This window comes from Cobetia sp. PDI-23MA (assembly GCF_059507735.1).
Genome location: NZ_CM183352.1, coordinates 1,526,725 through 1,552,348 on the forward strand (window position 1 = coordinate 1,526,725; position 25,624 = coordinate 1,552,348).

Genomic DNA, 25,624 nt, shown 5'->3' on the forward strand with positions numbered 1-25,624 from the left:
GCGTTACGCCTCCGGCTTGCGCTTCCAGTCGGTGCTGGACTGTTCCTTCACGTCATAGGGACGCGGGTCCATGCTCAGGTGCAGGGTCCGGCCGGTGTAAGGCGAATTGGCCTTGACCACGTCCATGTCCAGCTCGACCCCCAGGCCCGGCTTGGTGGAGGGGATGATGTAACCATCACGCCACTCGATCTTCTCCTTGAGCACATCGGCGTGGAAGCCATCCCAGGTGCCGATGCTTTCCTGAATCAGGAAGTTGGGCGTGGCGGTCGCCAGCTGGATACTGGCCGCGGCGCCGACCGGGCCGTTGTAGAGATGCGGGGCGATCTGGGCGTAATGGACTTCTGCCAGCGCCGCGATCTTCTTGCCTTCCAGAATGCCGCCGACGCGTCCCAGGTTCATCTGCAGGATGGAGGCCGCGTTGTTCTTGAGCACATCGTGGAATTCGTACTTGGTGGTCAGGCGCTCACCGGTCGCGACCGGAATGGAGGTGTGGTCTGCCACACGTGCCATGGCCTCGCTCTGTCCCGGCGGTACCGGCTCTTCCAGCCACAGCGGGTCATAGGGTTCGAGATACTTGGCGAGACGAATGGCGGATGCCGGCGTCATCTGGCCGTGGGTGCCGAACAACAGATCACAGCTGTTGCCGACCGCTTCGCGGATGCGGCGGCAGAAGGTGGCGCTCTTGTCCATGCCTTCCAGAGACAGCATCTGGCCGGAGTAGGCGGTGTAGGGGCCGGCCGGGTCGAACTTCAGCGCAGTGAAGCCCTTCTCACGGTTTTCCAGTGCGCATTCGACAGCCAGCTCGACGTTGTCATAGTCATAGTTGCCGCGTGCATCCTTGGGGTACAGGTAGGTGTAGGAGCGCAGCTTGTCGTGAACCTTGCCCCCGATCAGCTCATAGACCGGCAGTCCGGCCGCCTTGCCGACGATGTCCCAGCAGGCCATCTCGAGACCACTGAGCACACCCATCATGGTGAGATCAGGGCGTTGGGTGAAGCCACTGGAGAAGGCTTCGCGGTACAGGCGTTCAATATGATGCGGGTTCTTGCCTTCCAGATAACGCGAGAAGACATCGGCGATCGCCTTGCTCATGACTTCCGGATGGAAGGTGGCGGCATAGACTTCACCGACCCCTTCGATGCCGCAAGCGGTACGTAGCTGAACGAAGATCCAGTACATGCCGCCGACGTGGGGCGGCGGAGTGGCGACGATGTGTGTATCGCAACTGACAACTTTCATGGTGGCAGGCCTTTCAGTGGTCACTGGCTAGCAGGATGGTGTGGGAGCGCACTGCCTGGCATGCAGACATTCGACGCCAACAGCGCGCTTCCGGAAAGAAATGGGGTAGGGCGTCAGCGCCTCCGGGGAGAGGGTTCCCCGAAGGCGTGACAGTCAAGACGGAATGGCGTGATCAGTAGTTCATCACGACCAGACGGGTCTGGGTGTAGTCGAGCATGCCGTGCTTGCCATCATCACCGCCCAGGCCAGAGCGCTTCCAGCCGGCGTGGTAGCCCTGGTAGGGGTCCGCCGGGGTGCGGTTGATGTAGAGCTCGCCGGCTTCGATGTTGTTGGCGACCTTCATGGCGGTGCGATAGTTCTCGGTGAAGACCACGGAGGCCAGACCGAACTGGTGGTCATTGGCCAGTGCCAGCGCCTCGTCCACATCGCTGTAGGTCAGCACCGGCAGTACCGGGCCGAAGATCTCTTCCTGCACGATCTCCATGTCCTGGCGGCAACCGGTCAGCAAGGTCGGCGGGTAGAAGTGACCCTTGCCCTCGGGGATATAACCGCCGATTTCCAGAGTGGCGCCGTCATCGATGGCGCGTTCCACCATCTGATGGATGTTGAGACGGGAATTCTCGTTGATCAGCGGCCCCATCAGGCTGGCATCTTCCAGACGGTTGCCGAACTTGACGCCTTCCATCTGCTGCTTCAGCTGGGCGACGAAATCGTCATAGACGGATTCGTGCACATAGACACGCTCGATGGCGGTACACAGCTGGCCACAGTTGGTGAGGGTAGAGGCCGCGATCTGTGCCGCTGCCTTGGCCAGGTCGGCATCCGGCTCGACGATGGCCGGTGACTTTCCGCCCAGTTCCAGCGAGGACTTGGCGATGTTGACCTGGGAATATTCCAGCACCTTGCGACCGGCGCCGACGCTGCCGGTCAGGGTGATCATGCCCACCTTGGGGTGCGTGCAGACGGCTTCTGCGGTGCCGTGGTCCATCGCCAGGATGTTGACGATGCCTGCCGGAATGCCGGCATCCTGAATCGCCTTGGCGATCTCGAAGGCGGAGGTCGGGGTGTTGTTGCTCGGACGCACGACCACGGCATTGCCGGTGATCAGCGCCGGGGCGATCTTGCGCAGCAGGGTGAAGACCGGGTAGTTGAACGGAATCAGGCAGGCCACGACGCCGATGGGCTCACGCTGCAGCAGCAGGCTTTCATTGGGGGTGTCGCTGGGGACGATCTCGCCCTCGATACGACGTGCCCACTCGGCGTGGTAGCGCGTGATGTCGGCGGCGTAGACGGCTTCATTGGTGGCGTCTTCCAGACTCTTGCCGGACTCATCTGCCAATGCCTGGCCGATGGCATCCTTGCGCGTCATCAAAGCCTCGGCAAGCTTGTGCATGTAGCCGGCACGCTCGGTGCTGGTCTTGGCACGCCAGCCCTTCTGAGCCTTGGCCGCAATGCTCACCGCTTCAAGCGCTTCGTCAGTGGTTGCTGCCTGCACCTGACCTACCAGTGCTTCGGTGGCCGGGTTGTAGACCGAAATCATCTCGCCCTGGGATGAGGCGACGAATTCGTTGTTGATGAAGTTCTTGTCAGTGCGCATGCATCACTCCTCCTGAATTTGGCCTACAGGCTATGAAGTGACGTCAAAGGTGTCAAATTGTTTTTCACATGTAGAAATAGATTTCCGTATATAGAATTTTTTGCGGGAGTTATGGGTGGGAGAGTACTGCTGGTGGGAATGGCGTGAAGATGATTTCGTACGCCATTGCCTACCCATGGCCATCAGTCTGGAAACAGGGAAATCAGCGTCCTGGCAGTGCGTTCAGCACCAACTGGTCAGCCTTGTTGCCGGGTACTCCAACGTTTCCTTGTTCAAGGTTTCATTGAAAGTCTTTCTCCGTGCCGCGGGTTTTTCAGCTAGGCAGCGAAAGATAGTGTCAGTCACTTCCCGAGACAGGCCTGCTGCCACGTGACGCAACAGCTCTTGCCGTTGGGCCGATGACAACCATTGACTATAAGGGGCATCTCCATGCTCACCTTGATCGTGAAATTTGACGTCAAGCCCGAACAACTCAATACCTTCAAGCAGGCCTTGGCTGACAACAAGCTGGGCTCAGCGGCTGAACCGGGGATGCTGGAAATGCGTTTCTTCGCGGCCAAGGATTCTCCCACCGCCATCCACGCCTGTGAGCTCAACCAGGCGGCTGTCATGAAATCCTGCAGCGTCAGCGGCACATAAGCTGGCAGGCCAGTGCGAGTCACGCGAATGTGATAGTTTCTGGAGCATCCAGCCGTTTGTCGGCGCAGAGTCCCGGGCATTTTCTTCGCCGGCGGGGCAAGCGGCGCCATGTTATTACCCGGTAGTGGCAACCCTCTTCATCTTTGGTCAGGACTCCTCGTCATGAGTGATGCGTATTACCTCCACCTTACCGATCGCCTGCGCGAACAGCTGAAGGACCCTGATGCCTTTGAAGAGGGGCGATTGCCTTCTGAACGCGTGCTGGCCGAGCGCTTCGATACCACGCGCGTGACGTTGCGTCAGGCGTTGGGGCAGCTGGAGGGGGAAGGGCGCATTCATCGCAGCAATCGGCGTGGGTGGTTCGTGTCGCCGCCGCGGCTGGATTACGACCCCACGCGTGACTCCGGCTTCAATGACTATGTGACGGCGCAGGGGCGGCGGCCACGCACGGAAGTGCTGCTGACCGATGTTCAGGCCTACCCACCGGCTGCTCAAGCGCTGGGCCTGGCGACCCAGACACCGCTCTATCATATTCGCCGCCGGCGTTTCGTGGATGAGCGAGCCGTGCTCAGCGAGTCGATGTGGGTGGTGCCGGAGCGTGCCCCGGGGCTGCTCGAGGAGGGCCAGTTCGGGGTGTCACTGTGGGCGGAGCTGCGTGGGCGCTACGGCCTCACGCTGGCCCACCGTGAGCTGCGCTTCTACTCCGAGTCGCTGGGAGAGCAGGCCGCCCGGGAGCTGGGGGTCGCCATGGGCAGCCCCGGGCTGACCGTGCGTCGGGCCACCTTCGATGAGCAGCATCGTCCCATCGGCTATGACGAAGAGCGCTGGCTGCACAATGCGCTGTGCATCACCGTCACGCTCAAGAACAAGCCCTGAACCCGCGCTGCAGGGACACTATATGAGGTAACACTGTTTCACTGGGCCTTCAACTGACTGTCACGGGGGTGTCATTCGGCCCGCTCATACTCTTGGTATATACCAGATGGCGAGAGCCATTCATTCCAAGCGTTGGAGAGTCCCGATGTCCTTCTTGACCCGTTCCTTCCTCACCCGTTCCTTGCTGGCCAGTGCCGTTGGTCTGGTCGTTTCCCTCAATGCCCAGGCGGCCACCGAGCTCACCGTCTATACCGCGGTGGAGTCCGATGATCTGCAGAAATATGCCGAGCGCTTCCAGCAGGCGCACCCGGATATCGACATCAAATGGGTACGCGACTCCACGGGCGTGATCACCGCACGATTGCTTGCCGAGAAGGACAACCCGCAGGCGGATGTGGTGTGGGGCCTGGCCGCGACCAGCCTGCTGGTGCTCGAGAAGGAAGGCATGCTGTCGCGTTATGCCCCCAAGGGAGTCGAGGCGCTGGATACCAAGTTCGTCGACCCCGCCTACCGTGATGGCCAGGACCCGTCCTGGGTCGGGATGGACGCCTGGGTCGCCTCGCTCTGCTACAACACCGTCGAAGGTGAGCGACTGGGAGTGCCCAAGCCGACGTCCTGGGAAGACCTCACGCGTCCCGAGTTCAAGGGCCACGTGATCATGCCCAACCCGAGTTCTTCCGGTACCGGCTATCTGGATGTCGCCAGCTGGTTGCAGCTGTGGGGTGACGAGGGCGGCTGGGAGTACATGGACCGCCTGCACGACAACATTGCCCGCTACACCCACTCAGGCTCCGCGCCCTGCAATCTGGCCGGTTCCGGCGAGGCCGTGGTCGGTGTGTCCTTCGCCTTCCGAGGCGCGCGCCTCAAGGCACAGGGCGCACCGGTGGACCTGGTCTTCCCCGAGGAAGGGCTGGGCTGGGACATGGAAGCCGCGGCGATCATGAAGGGCACCGACAAGCGTGAGGCAGCGCAGACGCTGATGGATTGGGCTGTGTCCAAGCCGGCCAATGAACTCTACAACGAAGGCTATGCGGTCGTGGCCTATCCGGGGGTGGCCAAGCCGATCGAGCATTATCCGGCCAACATCACCGAGATGATGATCGAGGCTGACTTTGCCAAGGCGGCCAACCAGCGGGATGCAGTGCTCGCCGAATGGCAGCGCCGTTACGACGGCAAGTCCGACAGTCAGTAAGTCACGCCCAGCCACCTTCGTCATTGCCCCGGCGCCTTGCGCCGGGGTCGGGAGTTTCTCGCATGTCTCTTGTGACCGCACCTCCGCGTCATCACGCCTCGACGCGCGGGGTATCCGCCCCTGCAGCCCGGGCGCCTGCGCGTGACGCAGCGCCTCAGGCACTCACCACGCGTTCTGCGTCGTCAGGCAGCATTCACCTCAAGATCAGCGGCCTCACCAAGCGCTATGGCCAGTTCACGGCCCTGAGCGAGATCGACCTCGCGATCCGCGAAGGCGAATTCGTGTGCTTCCTCGGCCCCTCCGGCTGTGGCAAGACCACCTTGCTGCGCGCCATCGCCGGGCTTGCGCCGCAGAGTGAAGGCACCATCCACCAGCGCGACCGGGACATCTCGCGGCTGCCGCCGCAGGCGCGCGACTTCGGCATCGTCTTCCAGTCCTATGCGCTGTTCCCCAATCTCACCGTGTTCGACAACGTGGCCTATGGGCTGCGCAATCGGCGCGATGCGCGTGATGCGATGCGCCGTCGCGTGACGGAGCTGCTCACCCTGGTGGACCTGGCCGGCAGTGAAGGCAAGTATCCGGCGGCCCTGTCCGGGGGCCAGCAGCAACGCGTGGCACTGGCGCGGGCGCTGGCGACCGAGCCGGGGCTGCTGTTGCTCGATGAGCCACTGTCGGCACTGGATGCGCGCGTACGCCTGCATCTGCGCAGCCAGATCAAGGCGCTGCAGGCACGTCTGGGCGTCACCACCATCATGGTGACCCACGACCAGGAAGAGGCCCTGGCCATGGCGGACCGCATCGTGGTGATGAACCATGGTGTGATCGAGCAGATCGGCACTCCCGCCGAGATCTACCGTCAGCCGGCGAGTGCCTTCGTGGCCGAATTCATCGGCAGCATGAACTTCCTGCAATGCTGTCCCGAGAACGCCAGTACCCTGCGACTGGGCCAGCAGCGACTGGAATGTGCGGTGCATGATCTTGTGGGGCTGGATCAGGCGCGTCTGGCCATTCGCCCGGAAGCCGTCTCGCTGTGCGCAGTGGGTGAGGGGCTGTCGGCGCAGGTGGAGCACGTCGAGTTTCTCGGCGCCTTCCTGCGCATCACTCTGACGCTTGAGGGCTGTGGGCAGACACTGTCGGCGGATGTGGCGCTACAGAACAGCGAGTCACTGGGCGTGCGGGTCGGCGCTCGAGTGGGTGTGCGTCTGCCGTCCGAGGCGATCCGCCTGTATCCGCTGGTGGAGGCGCAGGCATGATGGCGCGTGCATTGACCTTGTCGGGAAGGCTGTCAGGCGAGTCCGGCTTGCGTCTGTTGATGTTGCTGCTGGCCCTGGCGCTGCTGGTCATCGGGCTGCTGTTGCCGCTGGCCACCATGCTGATCAAGAGCGTGCAGGACCGCAGCGGCGACTTCGTCGGCCTGGCCAACTTCGCGCGCTATGTGCAGACGCCGGCGCTGGTCGGCTCGATCATCAATTCCGTCAGCATCGCGTTGATCAGTACCCTGACGGTGGTGAGTCTGGCCTTCCTGTGCGCGTACGGCATCACCCGCACCTGCATGCCGGGCAAGCGCGTCTTCCGCATGCTGTCCATTCTGCCGCTACTGGCTCCGTCACTGCTGCCAGCCATCAGTCTGGTGTATCTGTTCGGCAATCAGGGCTGGTTCAAGGATGTGCTGCTGGGGGAGAGCATCTACGGCCCTATCGGCATCGTGATGGGCATGACCTTCTGGATCTTCCCGCATGCGCTGATGATCATGATGACGGCGCTCAGCAACAGCGATGCTCGTCTCTATGAAGCCGCGGATGCGCTGGGAACGCCCAGATGGCGCAGCTTTCTGACCATCACCTTGCCGGGCGCGCGCTACGGCATCATCTCCTGTGCCTTCGTGGCCTTCACGCTGGCGATCACCGATTTCGGCGTGCCGAAGATCATTGGCGGGCAGTTCAGTGTGCTGGCCACCGATGTCTATCGTCAGGTGGTGGGGCAGCAGAACTTCCAGATGGGCGCGGTAGTCAGCGTCATCCTGCTGTTGCCGGCCTTGCTGTCCTTCGCGGTGGACCGCTGGATCCAGCGCCGTCAGGTTGCGCAGCTCTCGGCGCGCGCCGTGCCCTGGCAGCCGACGCCAAGCCCGCTGCGTGACTGGGTCTTCGCGTTGCTCTGCTATGGCGTGGCCGCCGCGATTCTGGCCGTGATCGGCACCGCCATCTATGCCTCGCTCGTGCAGTTCTGGCCCTACAACCTGAGCCTGACCCTGGATCACTACGCCTTCAAGGCGCTGGCGGGCGGTGGCTGGGACGCGTGGCTCAACTCGCTGACGCTGGCCTTCTGGGTCACCTTGATCGGCACGCTGGTCATCTTCTTCAATGCCTGGCTGACCGAGAAGAGTCAGGGCTATCGCCCGCTGCGCCAGGGGCTGCACTTCATGGCGATGATGCCGATGGCCGTGCCGGGCATGGTGCTGGGTCTGTCCTACATCTTCTACTTCAACCAGGCCGACAACCCGCTGAACTGGATCTACGGCACCTTCGCGATTCTGGTGCTCAACACCCTGGTGCATTTCTATACCGTCTGCCATCTGACCTCGGTGACTGCGCTCAAGCAGCTTGATGGGGAATTCGAGGCGGTCGGTGCCTCACTCAAGGTGCCGCTCTGGAAGACCTTCTGCCGCATCACATTGCCGGTGTCTCTGCCGTCAGTGCTGGATATCTCGGCCTATCTGTTCATGAACGCGATGACGACCGTCTCGGCGGTGGTATTTCTCTATAACAGCGATACCCGACTGGCCTCCATCGCGGTGATGCATCTCGACGAAGCCGGGCACTTCGCCAGCGCGGCTGCCATGGCAGTGCTGATCTTCTTCACCTGTCTGGGCGTCAAGCTGCTGCATGCGGTGGTCAGTCATCTGCTGTTGACCCGTGCCCAACGCTGGCGACAGGCGACCTGATTACGCCGTTGGCCGTCTTTTTTTTGTGCAAATTAACTGGTATATACCAATGAGCATTCAACATCCGTACCTGCTGACTCCCGGTCCCTTGACCACCAGTGAGAGCGTCAAGGCCGCCATGATGAAGGACTGGGGCTCCTGGGATCAGGACTTCAACACCAAGACCGCCGAGATCTGCCAGCAGTTGCTCCGCTGTGCCAATGCCAGTGAGCACCATGAGTGCGTGCCGATGCAGGGCAGCGGTACCTTCGCGGTCGAGGCGGCGCTGGGCAGTCTGATCGAGCCGACGAGTACGACGCTGGTGCTGGTCAATGGCGCCTATGGCAAGCGGCTGGTCAGTCTGCTGACCCGCATGGGGCGCGACTGCGACGTGCTGGCGTGGGGCGATGCCGAGGCGCCGTGTGCCAAGGCCGTGGCCGACAGACTCGCGGCAAGGCCCGAGATCGGCCATGTCGCCATGATTCACTGCGAGACAAGCTCCGGGATGCTCAATCCGGTGGCGGCCATCGCCGAGGTGGTGGCAGCACACGGCCGTGAGCTGATCCTCGATTCGATGAGTGGCTTCGGGGCACTGGAGATCGATGCGCAACGTATTCCGTTTCTGGCGCTGATCTCCTCGGCCAACAAATGCTTCGAGGGGGTGCCGGGGTTCGGATTCGTGATCGCCCGGCGCGATGCGCTGCAGGCGGCACAGGGGCGTAGCCACTCATTGTCGCTGGACCTGCACGATCAATGGCAGTACCTCAAGCGCACTGGGCAATGGCGTTATACCCCGCCGACTCACGTGGTGGCGGCGTTTCACCAGGCGCTGAAGGAACACGCCGAGGAGGGCGGCGTCGCGGGTCGCCACGCCCGGTATCACGCCAACATGCAGCGACTGGTGGCAGGCATGCGTCAGCGCGGCTTCACGACTCTGCTCGACGATGCCTGGCTGTCGCCGATCATCACCACCTTCCTGAGCCCGGCACACCCGGACTTCGACTTTTCACGTTTCTACGCCGAGCTCAAGGCACGTGGCTTCATCATCTACCCGGGTAAGCTCACCGACGTGGAGAGCTTCCGCATCGGCAGCATCGGGCAGCTGGATGTCCGCGTGATGGATCAACTTCTGGCCGCCGTGGATGACGCGCTGGCCACCCTGGGTGTCGACGATGCCCGCCCGTGCGCTGACGCTGTCGCACTCAACTGACTGGAGAACTGACATGCAATATCACACCCCGGATCGTCTGCAGGCTGCCATCTTCGATTGGGCCGGCACCCTGGTGGATTTCGGCTCCTTCGCGCCGACCCAGATCTTCGTCGAGGCCTTCGCGGAAATCGGCGTGGCCATCAGTCTGGAAGAGGCGCGCGGCCCGATGGGCATGGGCAAATGGGAACACATCCGCACCCTGTGTGATGACCCTGCGATCGCGGCCCGTTTCGAGGCGGCCCGTGGCCACGCCCCCAGTGATGCCGATGTCACGGCGCTTTATGAGCGCTTCATGCCGCTGCAGATCGACAAGATCGGGGCGCACTCCGCACTGATTCCCGGTGCGCTCGAGGTCATCAACGGGTTGCGCGACAAGGGCATCAAGATCGGCTCATGCTCCGGCTACCCCCGCGAGGTGCTCGAGCAGGTGGTCGCACGGGGCAAGGGCAATGGGCTGGTGGTGGACCATGTCGTGGCCACCGATGAGGTGCCCAAGGGGCGACCCTCTCCGGCGCAGTCTCTGGCTAATGTCATCGCGCTGGGCATCACTGACGTGGCGGCTTGCGTGAAGGTGGATGACACGGCGCCGGGGCTGCTGGAAGGTCGCAGTGCCGGCATGTGGACGGTCGCGCTGACCTGCTCCGGCAACGCCATGGGGCTGGATCACGCGGCGTTCATGGCCCTGTCAGAGGCAGAGCTCAATGAAAGGCGCAGCGCCATCGAAGCCCAGTTCGCGCCGTCTGGGCCGCACTTCATGATCGATACCATCGCGCAGCTGCCCGAGGTGATCGCCGAGATCGAGGCGCGTCTGGCGCGCGGTGAGCGCCCCTGACAGCCTGGTGATGGGGCGGTGACGCCAGGCCTGACGCTGCACTGCCTGTCAGCTCGCTCGCCCACCTTGATCTACCATTTCACCCCACCACTTCACTCCACCCCTTCAGGCACCAGCCCTGGGCTCTTGTACCAGGCCCGGAGGCTGGCGCCTTCTCGCGAAAGGTAAGGACATATGCTTATTGGCGATTGCCGCCTGGTTGCCCTGAAAGCCCGTTATCTCCACATGTCTCTCCGCATGCCCGTCTCCATGCACAGGCAAGCTCAGTCTCACGCCCAATTTCATGCTCAGGCCCAGTCTCATGTTCAGGCTCAAGCCCAAGCCCAAGCCCAAGCCCAAGCCCAAGCCCAAGCCCAAGCCCAAGCCCAAGCCCAAGCCCAAGCCCAAGCCCAAGCCCAAGCCCACTCGATTGCCGTGAGTGCCTCTTGAGCCCACTGGCGCTGGGACTCATCCTGACCTCGGTCTGTCTGCATGCCGGCTGGAATCTGCTCGGCAAGGGCCGGGCACCGTCGCTGGCCTTCTTCATGCTGGCCATGGCCAGTGGTGCGCTGATCTTTGCGCCGCTGCTGGGGCTGGGGCCGTCGTTTTCCGTGTTGCCCGGTGAGTTCTGGGGCTGGCTGGTGGCCACCGGACTCTGCCAGGTGCTCTACATGGGCGGACTTGCCTGGGCCTATGCGCGCGGTGAGGTCAGTGTGCTGTATCCCATCGCGCGGGCCTTGCCGGTGGTGCTGGTGCCGCTGGTGTCACTGAGTCTACTGGGCAGTCAGGCGCTCACTACGTTGGATCTGGTCGGCATGGGGCTGATCGTGCTTGGGGCGTTGATGCTGCCCTTGAGCAGTCCGCAGGGCCTGCGCCCCTCGACCTATCTGACCCCGGCACTGGGGTTCGCGCTGCTGGCAGCAGTCGGCACCACCGGCTATTCGCTGATCGACAAGCAGGCGCTGGATATCATGGTGAGTGTCGGTTACTCGCCCACCTCGGCGGGCGCTGTCTTCCTGGTGTTGCAGGCCATCATGACCGTCGCCTGGGGCGCGCTGCTGGTGATGTTGCTGCCGGCAGAGCGTCGCCGTCTGCCCGCGCTATGGCGGGGTGAGCGGGGCAGCATGGTGCTGACCGGCGTGATGGTGATGGCGACCTATGGACTGGTGCTGGTTGCCATGACGTTGACGGCGGAGGTCAGCCTCGTCGTGGCGATGCGTCAACTGTCGATCCCACTGGGCGTGATGCTCGGGGTACTCTGGTTGGGCGAGCGAGCGGCCATCGCCAAGTGGATCGGCATCCTCATCATGCTGGCGGGGCTGTGGACCGTTGCGCTGATATAAAGAAGGGCGTGGCATGAGGCACAAAAAAAAAGCGAGACAGGCGGCTGCCTGTCTCGCTTTTGTCTTTCTGCGGGTGCTGGCGGGGCATCACGTTGTCGTGAGTCCCTTCACCGCCATGCTTACTTGGCGTCTGCCACCAGCATTTCCAGCGTGGCGCGTGCGCCGTTGTCGTGCAGGCTCTTCAGGGCCTTGAGATAGGCATCGCGGAAGCGCGGCTGATCGACCAGGTCACCGAACAGTTCGCGGTTGTCCAGGAAGGCAGTCGGCTCTTCGCGCTGACGGCTGGCACGCTCCATCAGCTCGTCCTTCAGCGGGTCGACCACCTCGATGGTCTCGCCTTGCTCGTCCACGCCTTCTGCATAACGCGCCCAGCTGGCCACGACGGCTGCGGTACGACGCAGTTCGCCGTCGGTCTTGAGCTGTGCGTGTGCCACCGGGATCAGGAACTTCGGAATGCGGTCGGAGGTCTCGGCGCACAGACGCGCGAGGGTGTCCTTGACTTCCGGGTTGGCGAAACGCTCGATCAGCGTGCGGCAATGAGCGTCGAGATCGATACCCGGCAGCTGGGCCAGCGTCGGGCGAGCTTCCTCGTTCATGTAGCCGAGCAGGAAGTCGACGATCAGCGGGTCGTTGCAGGCTTCATGCGCGTAGCGATAGCCGGCCAGATAGCCGAAGTAGCACAGCGCCTGGTGACCGGCATTGAGCAGACGCAGCTTCATCAGCTCATAGGGCTCGACATCTTCCACCGGCTGCACGCCGGCATCTTCAAAGGCCGGGCGGCCATTGGCGAAGTGGTCTTCCAGCACCCACTGGGTGAAGGGCTCGCAGACCACCGGCCAGGCGTCTTCCACGCCGAATCGTGAGGACAGCTCTTCGATGTCAGCCGGCGTGGTCACCGGCGTGATGCGGTCGACCATGGAGTTGGGGAAGGGCACTTCGGCTTCGATCCATGCCGACAGTTCTGCATCACGTGCACGCGCGTAGGCAGTGAACATCTTGTGAGCGACGTTGCCGTTGCCTTCGATGTTGTCACAGGACATCACGGTGAACGGGGCGACGCCACGCTCGCGACGACGTGCCAGGGCTTCGGTGATCAGGCCGAAGCTGGTCTTGGCTTCCCCTGGGTTGGCCAGGTCGTGCTGGACGTTGGCGTTCTCGAGATTGAATTCGCCGCTGACCGGGTGGAAGTTGTAGCCCCCTTCGGTGACGGTCAGCGAGACGATGCGGATCGCCGGGGCGGCCATCAGCTCGATGACGGCCTCCGGGGAGTCCGGGGCAAAGCGGTAATCGATGATGGAACCCACCACGCGCGGCTCATAGTTGCCGTCCGGGTGCTTGAGTACCACGGTGTAGAGGTGGTCCTGCGAGGCCAGGGCTTCCTGCATGCGGCGGTCACCCGGCATCACGCCGACGCCGACGATGCCCCAGTCCAGCGCCTTGCCCTGATTCATCAGCTCGTCGAGGTACATGGCCTGGTGCGCACGATGGAAACCGCCCACGCCGAAGTGGACGATACCGGCGCTGACTGCAGTGCGATCATAGTTCGGAGTGGCTACCTTGGCGTCCAGCTGAGTCAGACTGGCATTGGAGAGACGGGTCATGGGAGGTCTCCTGCCGCGTGTCGCGGTCGAGTCGAGATGGGTAAAAGGGTAGGTCGTAACGGCCAGCGGCGAAGGTCACCCGTGTGATTCAGGCTTCCTTCGCCGCTGGCATGGCAGGGGGCTAGCCCCTGCCGACTCAGCTAGCGGTGGCCGCTTGCTTCGGGGACTGCTTGTTGAACAGCGCCTTGCTGCGCTGCAGTTCCCAGTACGCGAAGATGAAGTAGATGATCGTCGACCAGATGGTCACGTCATAGAACAGCTCGCGATTCGCTTCGTAGCTGGCCAGGTCCGGGCTGCCGAACAGCACGCGCAGCGCGAGGACCAACGGCACCGCCAGGCCCAGCACCATCCAGATGGCCTTGATGACCTTGGTCAAGCCCGAAGTGTCCTTGACTGGTGCGTGGTTGATGGTCTCGGCCTGCTTGGCGTGCAGGACTTCGACACGCTCCTGGAATTCCCGCTCGGCCGCTTCGGCTTTCGGGTAGGAGGCGGCAGCACCGGCCGATCTGGCCATCAGGGTGTAGAGGATGATGGAGACGAACCAGGTCGGCAGGAACAGGTAGTAGAACGGAATCACGTCGACCATCTCGAGGCCAAAGCCGAAGATCAGTGACAGCGCCCAGGTCGCCAGTGCCGGCGTGTTGTGCTTCACGCCCTTGTAGCGTGCCCAGTAACGGCTGAAGCCGAGTTTCGGGAACAGGTGATGCTCAGCGAAGATGATCCCGCCGACCGGCACCAGCACCAGACCCGCATAGGTCAGCAGCGGCAGCATGCTGCGATAGACGAACGGGAAGCAGCTGAGCACGGCAACGCAGATTCCCACGGCCAATGTCGCCTTGTTGCGCGACAGGTTCGGCATGGCCGACTGTGCGGCAAGGCCCGCGCGGTAAAGGTTGGCGTTGGCGGTTGTCCAGCCTGCGACCACCACGATCACGAAGCCTGCGGCACCCAAGGCGTGCAGTGCCACTTCACCCGGTTCCAGCACATCGATGCTGATGCCGGCGACGGCAGCGGTGGCCGCGCCCATCAGGCCGGCGGAGATCCAGGCGACGTAGTGGCCGAACATCATGCCGGTGCTGGTGGCGAGACCGGAGCGCATGCGCTTGGCATAGCGCAGCAGCGCCATGTCGATCAGACCGAAGTGAGAGAAGGTGTTGGCCGCCCAGGCGAAGCCGATGACTTCCCAGATGCCGATGCCGGCTTCACCTTGAGAGTTGACTCCGGTGAATACCGTACTGCCACCGACTTCGATCAAGGTGGCGAAGCTGTCAAGAGTGGTCTCGCCGGTGACGGATTCGGTCAGCTCCGGCAGCAGCACCATGCCGCCGACGGTGAACATCAACATCAGCCAGGGAGCACAGATGCTGGCGAATTCGGTCAGGGCATTGAAGCCATAGACGGCAACCAGTACCACGATGGCGGCAACGGCCAGTGCCAGCAGGATGAACTCGAAGCTGGTGGGGTAGGACTGGGTCTGGGCCGGAATGTCGAACAGCAGCCTGACCGCCGTGGCGGAAACGGTGATCATGGCCGCCGAGATGGCGGTGAATATGATCACGTTGGCCCAGTTGTAGAGCCGTGACATCGAATCACCGGCAATACGGTGAAGATAGGTGAAGAGGCTCAGACGGGTTTCGATCGCGATTGGCGTCGTGATCAACCAGAAGCTGAGCACTGCGAGGCCATTACCGATCAGCAGGCCAAGCAGGATATCCCAGATACCCGCACCGAGCGCCACGAAGGTGGCACCGATGACAAATTCGGTCGCGGCAACGTGCTCTGCGGCATAGAGACCGGCAAAGTGCGGCCACCGATGCAGTTTGTGACGTGGCACCGGCAGTAGCTCATCGTCCATATGGGCGATCTGCCGATCCAAATCTGGCGCAGTACTGGCCATGATTGGCTCCTGTTTTTTTACGGCTTGTCTTGCTGCTCCTACCCGAGATGTCACGCAGCCGCCTTGGCGACCCTGTCGGCGATGACGAGGGTAGATCGTCTATTATCGATCAAATGACTCAGGTTTGGTGCAAATGATCGGTGAATGGTCATCAAAACGCAAAGCCCGCGTGCTTGAACTTTGGGCTATGCCTTTGAGTGATCCTGGCTATTGACCTCAGGAATGCGCTGAAGGCCGCATGAAATCTGGGATTGCGCGGGAGTGTCTCGGTTCAATGACACGATTCAGCAATGTGAATTTTTCCGTTCTCACACCTCGTTCGGTGTCTGAAGCATTGTGTCCTGGCTAAACGGACAACGATCCAGGGTCAGATATCCCCCATCTTTGAGGGTGGTCTTGCACCGATGTGGTGCGACCGGCGTACCAGGCATCGTCGCTTTCTTGCCATGCCTCAGCAGTCTCCTGATCGAGGCTCGAGAGTCGAGAGAGGAAAAGGAGTAACGGTAAGGGAAGCGGGGAGGGCAGCGAAAGTCGGGTCGCTGCGAGAGAGCACTATAGAGAGCGCTATAGAGGTGGCGACATATAAAGGTGGGTGTTGGTCAGTGACGACATCAGTATCGGCACAATGCGACGGCAAGTGAATGAAATAACGACAAATAACGAGGAAAATGAGACATCTTGCGGCGTTCCCCGGTTCTCGCTAAGGTTGCGCAACACTGTTTCCTAACCAGGAAGCCCCCAACACAGCTCTCGGCGCTTGATTGGCGACGGGGCAAGGCGAGGAGGCCAGCCATGCGAACGCGCACACTGACCATTCTGATGATGATATTCACGCTGCTGGGAGCCCCACTGGCTCAAGCAGGACCGCACGATAGAGGCCATGGGCATCATGACCGTGGGCATGGCCACCACGACCGCGGCCATCATGGAAAACATCACAAGAAGCACTACAAGCAGAAGCGTCACCACGAACGCCACCGTCATGAGGCGCGACATCATCACCAGTGGCGCCGTGGCGATCATCTGCCGCGTCATTACTATTCCGACAGCCGCTACTGGGTGAAGGACTGGCACCATCACCACCTATCCAAGCCGCCGCGTGGGCATCGCTGGCTCAACATCGACGGGCGCTATGTACTGGCGGCGGTGGCGGGTGGCGCGATCACGGCCATCATTCTCAATCGCTGATTTCTGCCGCATGGTCAGACGTCAGACAGCAAGACCAAAGACAAGGGCCTCCAGTGAGGCCCTTTCTTGTGCTCGTCGTCCACGTTATGACATGGCGAGGCTGCCGACGCAGGTCAGGCTCGGGCAGCATTCTCAGGCGTAGGCGCTGCAAACCCAGGTCATGGTCGCCGGGGTGTCTCCGTTGTAGGTGATGGCGTGTCCGAGGGTGCTGTCGAAGGCCAGGCTGTCACCGACCCTGAGCAGGATGGGGTCGTAGAGTTCGGTCCAGACCGTCACCTCGCCGCTGGTCACGATGATCTGTTCCTGGCCGGAATGTTTTTGCAGGCCGCCGAACTCCTCGAGACTGCGATTGAGCACGGTGGTTTCCAATACCATGTATTCCTTGGACGCCACATTGTTGCAAAGCGGTCGATAGCGGTAGTTGGGCGTCTCGATGACGTCTCCCTCCTGCGCTCGCGTCAAGGCGAGCCAACCCCGAAATGACGTGTCCTCCGTGTGATAGAACAGCTCGCTGACATCCACCTTCAGGCCTTTGGCGAGGTTCACGATCGCCTCGAAGGTCGGTGAGATGCGTCCATTCTCGATTCTCGACACGCTGGCCGCCGAGATACCTGACGCGCTGGCCACGGCCGCGATGGTCAGCCCCTTCTCCTTGCGTAGTGCCTTTAGATTGTCACCAATGGCGCCTGCCTTGCGTTCTCGGTGCTTCAGGGCGATCGGCGTTTCCTGGTGGGGTGTCATGTCAGCGTGCTCCATCGTGTTCATCTGCTGGGGTGGCGTCTGTCGCTGCTTATGCCGATGTAGCGCAAGAGCACGAGCTTTCAGGTCATGCTGCGGCAGGGAGAGGCATGAACGCCATGATGGCGTCCATTTAGGGCTCCCATGAGAAAAATGTCGAGCCTGATATCCATATTTGACCCAATATTGCATATATGCAATTGTGAAGGCGAATGCGCAATCGACAGTGGCCGCCCACTGGGTGTGTATCCGTCCTCAGCCTGCATCAGGCATTCGCCTGCAGGTGCGCATGGCATTGCGCGCTAATTAAAATAATTACGGGAAAACAATAATGTACAACTTCAAGAAACAGCTCCTCGGCATGGGTATCGCTGCCAGCCTGTTGGCGACTGCCACGACTCAGGCGGCGGACATCGAGTGGAAGATGGCGACACCGTGGGGCGGTGGGCCCTGGCTTGAACGGGATGCCAAAACCTTCGCGGACTATGCAAACGAATTGACCAATGGTGATGTGAGCATCCAGGTGTTCCCCGGCGGCACCTTGGGCGGCGCGCTGCGTGTCACCAATACCGTGAAGTCCGGTGTCGCACAGATCAGCCATAACTACATCAACTATGACTACGGAACTGACCCGACGGCAGCGCTGCTGGCCGGGCACTCCAGCGGCCTGACGCCGGAAGAATTCATGCTGTGGATGTACGAGGGCGGCGGCGTCGAGCTCTATGAAGCCTTCCGTCGCGAGGTATTCGGCGTCGTGGCCTTCCCGTGCTCGACTCTGGGCACCGAGATATTCCTGCACTCGAGCAAGAAGGTGCAGACGCTTGAAGACTTCCAGGGCCTGCGCCTGAGAACCTCCGGTGCCTGGGCGGAGATCGCCTCGCGGCTGGGTGCCTCCACCGTGGTGATGGCCGGCAGTGACATCTATACGGCGCTGGACCGGGGGGTGATCGATGCGGCGGAGTGGGGAAGTCCTGAGCTTAACAAGCCGACCGGTTTCCAGAATGTGGCGCAGTACGTCATCTTGCCCGGCATCCATCAGTCGGGCGGCATTCTTGAGTGTGAAGTGAATGTCGAGGCCTGGGACGGCCTGAGCGAAGCCCAGCAGAGCCAGTTGCGCCTCGCGGGCAAGCTGAGCGTGTTCGAGTCCTGGCTGGATAGCTCCTTTGCCGATCTCAAGGCCTTCAAGGAGCTGGAGGAAGGCCCCAACGAAATCGTGCAGCTGGACCAATCCTTCATCGATGCCATCTACGACGAGACGCGCGCCTGGGAAGACGAGAAGGCGGGCGAGAACGAGTGGTTCGCACGTGTGCTCGAGTCGCAACGTACCTTCAAGCAGAACATGACGACCTGGCAGGACTACCGTTTGCCGATCGGGGAAATGGGGCGCTGAGTCCTCCTGAATGATGTCCCTGGCCCGGGCGATACCTGTATCGCCCGGGCTCTTTCCTTGTCGTCAGCTTGGTGAGTTGCCATGAAAATCGTCGCTGTCATTGAGCGCCAGACCCGCTGGGCCGGGTATCTGGGGGCAGTCTTGATACTGCCGCTGGTGCTTGCGTTGGTCTATGAAGTCTTTAGTCGTTATGTGCTGGGAAGGCCCACCTTGTGGGCGTATGAAGTCAGCTACATGGTGATGGGTGCCATCTTCATGCTTGGCATGGCCAATGCCCTGCGTGTCGGCCAGCACGTCAGTGTGGATGTGTTGAGCCAGAATTTTGCACCGCGTCTCAAGGCGGGAGTTCATTTGGCCTGTTATGCGGTATTGCTGCCGGTATTGATGTGGCTTGTCTGGGAGCTTTGGTTCTATGCGCTCGAGGCGTTCTCCAGCAATGAGCGCTCCGGACGTTCTGCCTGGAATCCGGTGATCTGGCCGGTCTTCGGCGTGTGGTGGTTGGGCTTTGTCTATCTGACGCTGCAGGTGATCGCGGAGATATTGAAACTCTGGAGCACACTGCTGGGCCATGATCATGGCGCGGAGGTGTCCTCATGAGCGACTTCATTGCCCTTATCATGTTCCCTGCGCTCATCGCGCTGATCGTGCTCGGTTTCCCGATCGCCTTCTCGATGATCGTCGTCGCTACCGTCTTTGGTGTTGCCCAGTTCGGGGATGCCGCGGCCTATCAACTGCTGACCAAGATCGAGGACACGGCGTCCAACTCCATTCTGGCTGCCGTGCCCCTGTTCATCTTCATGGGCGCGATGCTCGAGAATTCCGGCATTGCCGAGCGACTGTTCGGGGCCATCCATCTGTGGACACGCCGGATGCCCGGCGGACTGGGCGTCGGCGCGGTCATCATGGGCACCATCTTCGCCGCTGCCAGTGGTGTCGTCGGGGCCACCGAGGCCGTGATCGGCATGCTGGCGGTGCCTGTCATGCTCAAGCACCAATATGACAAGTCGCTGATCTCCGGCACTATCTGTGCCAGTGGCTCATTGGGCACGGCGATTCCGCCTTCCATTACCGTGGTCATTCTCGGGCCTGTCGCGGGTGTCTCAGTCGGATCACTGTTCAGTGGTCTGCTGATCCCGGGCCTGCTGATGGCGCTGCTGTTCCTCCTCTATATCGTCGTGGTCTGTGCGCTGAAGCCAGCCCTTGCGCCGCGACTCAAGGAAGATGAGCAGCATCCGGGGTGGGGCAAGCTGCTCACCATTACCCTGAGTGCGCTGCTGCCGACCATGAGTCTGATTCTGGTGGTGCTGGGCACGATTCTGATGGGCATCGCCACGCCGACGGAAGCGGCAGCCTGTGGGGCGCTCGGCTCCGTATTGCTGGCACTGGGGTATCGCAATCTCACGCTGTCCATCCTGTGGAACGCGGCGATACGCACACTCAACATCACCGCGATGATTCTGCTGATCGTGCTGGGCGGCAACATGTTCGCGGGCGTCTTCTTCGCCTCCGGCGGGATGGCCACCGTCCAGTCGCTGCTGCTGGATACCGGCTTGAGCCCGTGGCTGATTCTTGGCGCCATCCTGCTGATCGCCTTCCTGGCCGGTTTCGTGCTCGACATGATCTCGGTGGTCCTGATCGTCATCCCTGTGGCGATGCCGGTCATCGGCCTGCTCGGGTTCGATGAGATCTGGTTCTGCGTGGCCTTCCTGATCGTGATGCAGACGAGTTATCTGACACCGCCGTTGGCGCCCTCCATCTTCTATCTGCGTGCCATCACGCCTCCTGAAGTGACGCTGAAGCACATGTACAAGGGGGTGATGCCCTTCATCTTCCTGCAGCTGGTGGTGTTGGCGCTGATCCTGGCCTTCCCGGGGCTGGCGCTGTGGCTGCCTGATGCCATCAGCGGACCGTCATGGAAATGATGGACACCTTATTGGAAAGGAACGAATTCTCATGAGCGATGCAATGAAGGAAGCGGCAGGAATGGACGTCAATCTCGATCGGGCAGCGCTCAAGGCGCTATGTTACAAGGTGTTGAGCCATCATGGCTTCAGTGAGCCACACGTCGCTGCCATGAGTGATGCGCTGGTGGCGGCGGAAATGGACGGTTGTCGCTCCCATGGGCTCTATCGCCTGATGGGGTTCGTCGCGACGCTGAACAATGGCGGAGTGGTGCCGGACGCCGTGCCGGTGGTCGAGGATACGGCGCCTTCCATCGTCAAGGTGGATGCCAAGGGTGGCTTCTCGTCGCTGGCCTTCCAGCAGGGCGTACCTGAACTGCTCAGCAAGGCGCGAGCCAACGGCATTGCCATTCTGGCCATCAATCATTGCGTGCATGGCACGGCATTGTGGGTCGAGATCGAGAGGTTGACGCGGGAAGGGCTGGTTGCCATCGCCTGCAACCCGACCCAGTCGTACATGGCACCCTATGGAGGCAGCCAGCCCCTGCTGGGCACCAACCCCATTGCCTTCGGCTGGCCGCGCGGGGATGGCAACCCTTACGTGTTCGACTTCGCGACCAGCGCCATCGCACGTGGCGATATCGAGCTGCATCGTCGTCAGGGAGATGAGATCCCGCTGGGCTGGGGAGTCGATCGAGAGGGTACGCCGTCACAGGACCCTGCCGAAGTGCTGGATCATGGGGCGATGTTGCCCTTCGGGGATCACAAGGGCTCTGCGCTGGCGATCATGATCGAGCTGATCGCAGGGCCGCTGATCGGTGACATGCTGAGTATCGAGTCCAGCGAACACGATCAAGGCAAGGGCAGCCTGCCGTATCATGGTGAGCTGATCATCGCGATCGACCCCGCGCGCCTCACGGGTGGCAGCACCCAGCAGAACATGCTGCGCTCTGAAAGGCTGTTCGAACTCGTGAAGCAGCAGGGCGCAAGGCTCTCCTCCGAGCGTCGCTTCAAGGCTCGCCAGAAGCATCAAGAACAGGGCGTCACGCTGTCGAGAGCCTTGTATGACGATATTCTCAAGCTGGCCTCATGAACATCCCAACAGGCCGAGCAGCGAAGTGATCGCTGAAAAAATCCTGCTGCAGGAAGTCACGACGGCATGACGTCGTGACGGCAGAAAACAGAACGGCCGCCTATTGGGCGGCCGTTCTTGTATGAAGGTATCCGTTGTCGGCCTTGCCATCGGTGTTGTCTTCGGTGCTGTCTGCCTCACGCCTGCTGATACTGAGCGCTCATCCAGTTCTGCCTGATTATGCGCACCACTGGTTGAGCCTGCTTTTCAGCAAATGCGCAGATGCTGATAGCGTAAGGTGTAGTGAGGGTGGCTGACGTCACCTGAAGGTCACGCAGGGGAGAGGCACATGACGCTTGAGATGACATCGCGGTTTCGTGGTTGCCTGTTGGGTGGTGCGGTGGGTGACGCCTTAGGGGCGCCGGTGGAATTCCTGTCACACGAGGAGATCCAGGCACGTTTTGGAAGTGATGGCATACGTGACTATGCCCCGGCCTACGGTGGGCTGGGGCGGATTACCGATGATACGCAGATGACGCTGTTTACCGCTGAGGGGCTGTTGCGCAGTCATGTGCGTGGCTGTCTGAGAGGCATCACGACGCAAGGCAGTCTGGTCAACAGTGCCTATGAACGCTGGCTTTACACCCAGGGTGAACGCTCGCGGCAGGAGACCGAGCAGGAATGGCTGGACAGTGGCTGGCTGATCAAGCAAGGCGAGCTCCATTCGCGCCGCGCCCCGGGCATGACATGTCTGGCAGCGTTAAAGCAGGTGCGTCGCTACAGTGACACTGCGCAGAATGACAGCAAGGGCTGTGGCGGCGTGATGCGCGTCGCGCCGATTGGTTTGTTCGCGCATGTGATGGGAGCCTCCCATGAGATGTGCTTCGCACTCGGGGAAGAGGTCTGCGCGCTGACCCATGGGCATGTGACCGGCCAGCTGACGGGCGGCGTGCTGGCGGTGATGATCCAATGTCTGGTGGCGGGGGATTCGATGGCACAGGCACTTGCGCACGCCATGCGCATTCTCGAGCGCAAGCCGGGCTGCGCAGAGACCATGCAGGCTCTACAGCAAGCCCGCGAGCTTGCCGAGTCCGGCACTGCGCCGCAGGTGGCTGTCGTGATGCTGGGGCTGGGCTGGATCGCGGAAGAGGCCCTGGCGATGTCCGTGTATTGCGCACTCACGGCGCGGGATTTCCGCTCCGCGATTCAGCTGGCGGTCAATCACGACGGGGATTCTGATTCTACGGGCGCCATCACGGGCAATCTGCTCGGGGCGCAATGGGGAGAAGAAGTAATACCGAGTGACTGGCTGGCCCCACTTGAACTGCGAGATGTCATCGGTGAGATCGGGCAGGATCTCCACGATTGTCCGCGCTGGGAGCTCTACACCAACGGCGGTGGCAAGGATGAACGGTGGGTCTGGGAGAAATACCCGGGTTATTGAATCGCGATGCAGCAGCATGAAAAGCGCGGAGCCATCTTCCAATGGCTCCGCGTTTTCGTGTCTGGACAACAATTTTCATCGCCCGTCGCGATGAAGGGGAACGCAGAGGTGCAGGGAGCGCTTGAAGCAGGTGACTTGAGGGGGCGCCCACGGGTTTCGTAAGCGGTTGATAATCCTATGCTTATTACCAAAGTCGTAGACGAGTATCTGTCCAGCGGGCCAGGTGAGTGATGTATTGGTTCGCTGCTGGAATCAATGCTGTTCCAGTGGAGGGATATCTCGCGTGGCGGGTTTCGTCCACAATGCGCTCATTCCACATTGCATGAAACGGCAGTCTGGATCGGGTCGATGGCAGGCGCCTGTCAAGACGCCTTCCACTTTTTTGAAGATGGCATGCATCCAACCCGTTGGCGCAAGCGTAAGACTCTACAAGCACAACGGTGAGGGTTTCAGCAGGGTAGAGAGACATACTGCTGACGAATGCCTTCCTCATGATCGCGACCAAAGTTGAAGTGTCAGGCAGCGGTACCGGAGCAGACCTGAGTGACTGATCGACATTCGATCACTGGCGACATGCACCTTCGTAGTTGTACAGAAGTGATGCAAAAAGCTTGCAAGGGTTTTGCTTGGTGAGGGGCTTCATCACTTACGGGTACCGAGGCAATGACAAGGCATCGCAATCTGGTTCTTTGATGGAAACAGTGAGCTGCCAGCGACACGGCTAGTGTGATAGCGCAATAATCATTAGTCTGTTAACAAGTTAGACGGGTGCAGCCGAGACTGCACACGACATCACAAGGGCAACATCGCCCAGGACAAGCAAAGGAAAATCATCATGAAAACTCTGAACCTCAAGACTCTGATCGCCGCCGCCGCTCTTGCCACCGTGAGCACTGCCTCCTTCGCAGCGGATGACAGCCCGGCCGCACAGCGTGTTCAGCAGTCCGTCAGCCAGGACGTCGTCGTCGGCACTGCCCAGCAGGCACCGACTGCCCAGGCCACCTTCGCCGATACCGGCATGAGCGTTGCCGCAGGTCGTGTCGAGACTGCCCTCAATCAGTCCGCCATCGAAGGCAAGGGTGTTGCCACCGTCAGCCGCGAGCAGGCCTTCGACAATGACGCCGGCAAGAGTGTTGCTGCTACCCGCGTTCAGCATGCCCTGAGCGACAGCAACGTCTGAACTATTCAACCGTCTTGCCCGGGCACTCACGCCCACTGACCACTTTGTTCATCGAGGAGATTCATCATGAAAACCATCAAGACTCTGATCGCCGCCGTCGCTCTCGCTACCGTCAGCACCGCCACCTTCGCCGCGGATGACAGCCCGGCCGCACAGCGTGTCCAGCAGTCCCTCAGCCAGGACGTCGTCGTCGGCACCGCTCAGTCAGCCGCTACCCAGCAAGCCAGCTTCGCGGAAACCGGCATGAGCGTCGCGGCAGGTCGCATTCAGCAGTCCATCAGTGCCGATCGCATCCACGGTCAGTCGCACACCGTGGCCACTGCCGGCCAGGCATTCGATAACGATGCCGGCAAGAGTGTCGCAGCGACTCGCGTCCAGCACGCCCTGAACGACAGCAACGTCTGAACCATCGTCAAGCCTGACCTGGATTGCCGGGTCTGATCATCGCTTTGCTTCTATCGAGGAGATACACCATGAACACTCTCAAGACTCTGATCGCCGCTGCCGCACTCGCCACCGTCAGCACTGCGTCCTTCGCCGCCGACGATAGCCCGCCTGCCAAGCGCGTCCAGCACAACGTCAGTGACAGCGTCATCCATGGCTCTGCCCAGCAGGCACCGACCGCCCAGGCGACCTTTGCGGAAACCGGCATGAGCACCGCTGCTGGCCGTTTCCAGGTGGCATCCGGTGACGACGAGATCCGTGGCCTTGATCGCTCCATCCATCTGCAGGAATTCGATGTCGCCAATGATTCCGGCGATAGCGTTGCCGGCACCCGTGTTCGTCACGCCGTGAGCGACGTCAACGTCTGAGACGCCCGACGTCTGCGTCAGGCGCTTGCAGGCTAGGTGTCTGCACTGACATGACCTTTTTCGACAGGAGAACCCCCATGCAATCCCTCAAGTCTCTATTTGCCATTGCCGCATTGTCCGTTGCCGCCACTGGTGTGGCCTCCGCCAACGACAGCGAAGCCGATGCCCGTGTCCGTGCCACCCTCAGTGATCGTGTGATCATGGGTCAGGCACAGCCGGTGACTCAGCAAGCCGCACTGCATCACGATGATGTCGTGGAAACCGGCATGAGTGTCGCTGCCAGCCGCGTCCAGAAGTCCATCAGCAACGCCGGCATCCAGGGCACTACCCGTGCACTGGCGAGCGATTCGGCGGTTTACGTCAACGATGCCGGCAAGAGTGTCTCTGCCACACGCGTCGAGCATGCCTTGAACGAAAGCGCATGATCTCTCGTCGGCGGATGAACATCCTCCGACTCTGCAAGACAGCCAAGGATGCCGATATGCCATCGACTTGCCCCTGTCAGTTGCTGAATGGACCCACTGACCATCGTGTCGCGTCATGATGGTCAGTGTCCCAGAGAAGAATACGTGAG

At 61.3% G+C, this 25,624-nt stretch carries 23 protein-coding genes; 18 read left to right on the plus strand and 5 right to left on the minus strand.

All coding sequences use genetic code 11. From position 1 onward, the window contains the following. Positions 1-3: 3 nt before the first annotated feature. Both AC5WNJ_RS06565 and aldA read right to left on the minus strand, forming a co-directional pair. Entirely contained in the window at positions 4-1,239 is a 1,236-nt protein-coding gene (locus tag AC5WNJ_RS06565) for a mandelate racemase/muconate lactonizing enzyme family protein (protein ID WP_495930759.1), read from the minus strand. A 172-nt stretch (positions 1,240-1,411) separates the two neighbouring features. Further along, positions 1,412-2,836, minus strand: a complete 1,425-nt coding sequence (aldA, locus tag AC5WNJ_RS06570) for an aldehyde dehydrogenase (protein ID WP_495930760.1) — start codon at positions 2,834-2,836, stop codon at positions 1,412-1,414. Between the two features lie 429 nt (positions 2,837-3,265). On the opposite strand from aldA, the gene AC5WNJ_RS06575 reads away from it, so the two are divergent. From AC5WNJ_RS06575 to AC5WNJ_RS06610, 8 genes are all read left to right on the plus strand, one after another. After that, positions 3,266-3,475, plus strand: a complete 210-nt coding sequence (locus AC5WNJ_RS06575) for a putative quinol monooxygenase (protein ID WP_495930761.1) — start codon at positions 3,266-3,268, stop codon at positions 3,473-3,475. Positions 3,476-3,637: 162 nt separating this feature from the next. Then, positions 3,638-4,351 carry a UTRA domain-containing protein gene (locus AC5WNJ_RS06580; protein ID WP_495930762.1) on the plus strand — a complete coding sequence of 238 codons (714 nt, stop codon included), beginning with the start codon at positions 3,638-3,640 and terminating at the stop codon, positions 4,349-4,351. Between the two features lie 145 nt (positions 4,352-4,496). Next, positions 4,497-5,543, plus strand: a complete 1,047-nt coding sequence (locus tag AC5WNJ_RS06585) for a putative 2-aminoethylphosphonate ABC transporter substrate-binding protein (RefSeq protein WP_131431808.1) — start codon at positions 4,497-4,499, stop codon at positions 5,541-5,543. 62 nt (positions 5,544-5,605) lie between these two features. Next, complete coding sequence (locus tag AC5WNJ_RS06590) at positions 5,606-6,796, plus strand: putative 2-aminoethylphosphonate ABC transporter ATP-binding protein (RefSeq protein ID WP_495930763.1); 1,191 nt, start codon at positions 5,606-5,608, stop codon at positions 6,794-6,796. After that, on the plus strand, positions 6,793-8,484 hold the full coding sequence (locus AC5WNJ_RS06595; RefSeq protein WP_495930764.1) for a putative 2-aminoethylphosphonate ABC transporter permease subunit: 1,692 nt from the start codon (positions 6,793-6,795) through the stop codon (positions 8,482-8,484). Before AC5WNJ_RS06590 ends, AC5WNJ_RS06595 begins: the two co-directional genes overlap by 4 nt. 49 nt (positions 8,485-8,533) lie before the next feature. Then, the gene (locus AC5WNJ_RS06600) at positions 8,534-9,673 is read left to right on the plus strand and encodes a 2-aminoethylphosphonate--pyruvate transaminase (RefSeq protein ID WP_495930765.1); all 1,140 of its coding nucleotides are present in this window, start codon (positions 8,534-8,536) and stop codon (positions 9,671-9,673) included. Positions 9,674-9,686: 13 nt separating this feature from the next. Beyond that, on the plus strand, positions 9,687-10,505 hold the full coding sequence (gene phnX / locus AC5WNJ_RS06605) for a phosphonoacetaldehyde hydrolase (protein WP_248379005.1): 819 nt from the start codon (positions 9,687-9,689) through the stop codon (positions 10,503-10,505). Between the two features lie 425 nt (positions 10,506-10,930). Next, entirely contained in the window at positions 10,931-11,827 is an 897-nt protein-coding gene (locus AC5WNJ_RS06610) for an EamA family transporter (RefSeq protein ID WP_495930766.1), read from the plus strand. Between the two features lie 119 nt (positions 11,828-11,946). Here the strand turns inward: AC5WNJ_RS06610 and AC5WNJ_RS06615 are convergent, their stop codons facing one another. Then, positions 11,947-13,428 carry a mannitol dehydrogenase family protein gene (locus tag AC5WNJ_RS06615; protein ID WP_495930767.1) on the minus strand — a complete coding sequence of 494 codons (1,482 nt, stop codon included), beginning with the start codon at positions 13,426-13,428 and terminating at the stop codon, positions 11,947-11,949. A 136-nt stretch (positions 13,429-13,564) separates the two neighbouring features. Further along, positions 13,565-15,325, minus strand: a complete 1,761-nt coding sequence (locus AC5WNJ_RS06620) for a purine-cytosine permease family protein (protein WP_495930768.1) — start codon at positions 15,323-15,325, stop codon at positions 13,565-13,567. Positions 15,326-16,117: 792 nt separating this feature from the next. Between AC5WNJ_RS06620 and AC5WNJ_RS06625 the strand changes: the two genes are divergently transcribed. Then, on the plus strand, positions 16,118-16,513 hold the full coding sequence (locus tag AC5WNJ_RS06625; RefSeq protein ID WP_495930769.1) for an RcnB family protein: 396 nt from the start codon (positions 16,118-16,120) through the stop codon (positions 16,511-16,513). 132 nt (positions 16,514-16,645) lie between these two features. Here AC5WNJ_RS06625 and AC5WNJ_RS06630 read toward each other — a convergent pair whose 3' ends face one another. Beyond that, complete coding sequence (locus AC5WNJ_RS06630) at positions 16,646-17,254, minus strand: helix-turn-helix domain-containing protein (protein ID WP_176676824.1); 609 nt, start codon at positions 17,252-17,254, stop codon at positions 16,646-16,648. A gap of 328 nt (positions 17,255-17,582) precedes the next feature. Here AC5WNJ_RS06630 and AC5WNJ_RS06635 point away from each other — a divergent pair, with 328 nt between their 5' ends. The 9 genes from AC5WNJ_RS06635 to AC5WNJ_RS06675 all read left to right on the plus strand — a co-directional run bounded on the left by AC5WNJ_RS06635 (position 17,583) and on the right by AC5WNJ_RS06675 (position 25,475). Further along, positions 17,583-18,641, plus strand: a complete 1,059-nt coding sequence (locus AC5WNJ_RS06635; protein ID WP_495930770.1) for a type 2 periplasmic-binding domain-containing protein — start codon at positions 17,583-17,585, stop codon at positions 18,639-18,641. Positions 18,642-18,722: 81 nt separating this feature from the next. Beyond that, a complete protein-coding gene (locus AC5WNJ_RS06640; RefSeq protein WP_285461921.1) occupies positions 18,723-19,238 on the plus strand; it encodes a TRAP transporter small permease subunit in 516 nt (171 codons plus the stop codon). Then, the gene (locus AC5WNJ_RS06645; RefSeq protein WP_244995194.1) at positions 19,235-20,563 is read left to right on the plus strand and encodes a TRAP transporter large permease; all 1,329 of its coding nucleotides are present in this window, start codon (positions 19,235-19,237) and stop codon (positions 20,561-20,563) included. The genes AC5WNJ_RS06640 and AC5WNJ_RS06645 overlap by 4 nt, the downstream gene beginning before the upstream one ends. Before the next feature lie 31 nt (positions 20,564-20,594). After that, a complete protein-coding gene (locus AC5WNJ_RS06650; protein WP_495930771.1) occupies positions 20,595-21,635 on the plus strand; it encodes an Ldh family oxidoreductase in 1,041 nt (346 codons plus the stop codon). Positions 21,636-21,963: 328 nt separating this feature from the next. Continuing rightward, complete coding sequence (locus AC5WNJ_RS06655; protein WP_495930772.1) at positions 21,964-23,058, plus strand: ADP-ribosylglycohydrolase family protein; 1,095 nt, start codon at positions 21,964-21,966, stop codon at positions 23,056-23,058. An 835-nt stretch (positions 23,059-23,893) separates the two neighbouring features. Further along, complete coding sequence (locus tag AC5WNJ_RS06660) at positions 23,894-24,238, plus strand: hypothetical protein (protein ID WP_043334022.1); 345 nt, start codon at positions 23,894-23,896, stop codon at positions 24,236-24,238. Positions 24,239-24,304: 66 nt separating this feature from the next. Continuing rightward, positions 24,305-24,643, plus strand: a complete 339-nt coding sequence (locus tag AC5WNJ_RS06665; protein WP_495930773.1) for a hypothetical protein — start codon at positions 24,305-24,307, stop codon at positions 24,641-24,643. Positions 24,644-24,711: 68 nt separating this feature from the next. Next, complete coding sequence (locus AC5WNJ_RS06670; protein WP_495930774.1) at positions 24,712-25,050, plus strand: hypothetical protein; 339 nt, start codon at positions 24,712-24,714, stop codon at positions 25,048-25,050. A 77-nt stretch (positions 25,051-25,127) separates the two neighbouring features. After that, positions 25,128-25,475: a hypothetical protein gene (locus AC5WNJ_RS06675; protein WP_253061867.1), complete on the plus strand. Its 348-nt coding sequence runs from the start codon at positions 25,128-25,130 to the stop codon at positions 25,473-25,475. Positions 25,476-25,624 lie beyond the last annotated feature (149 nt).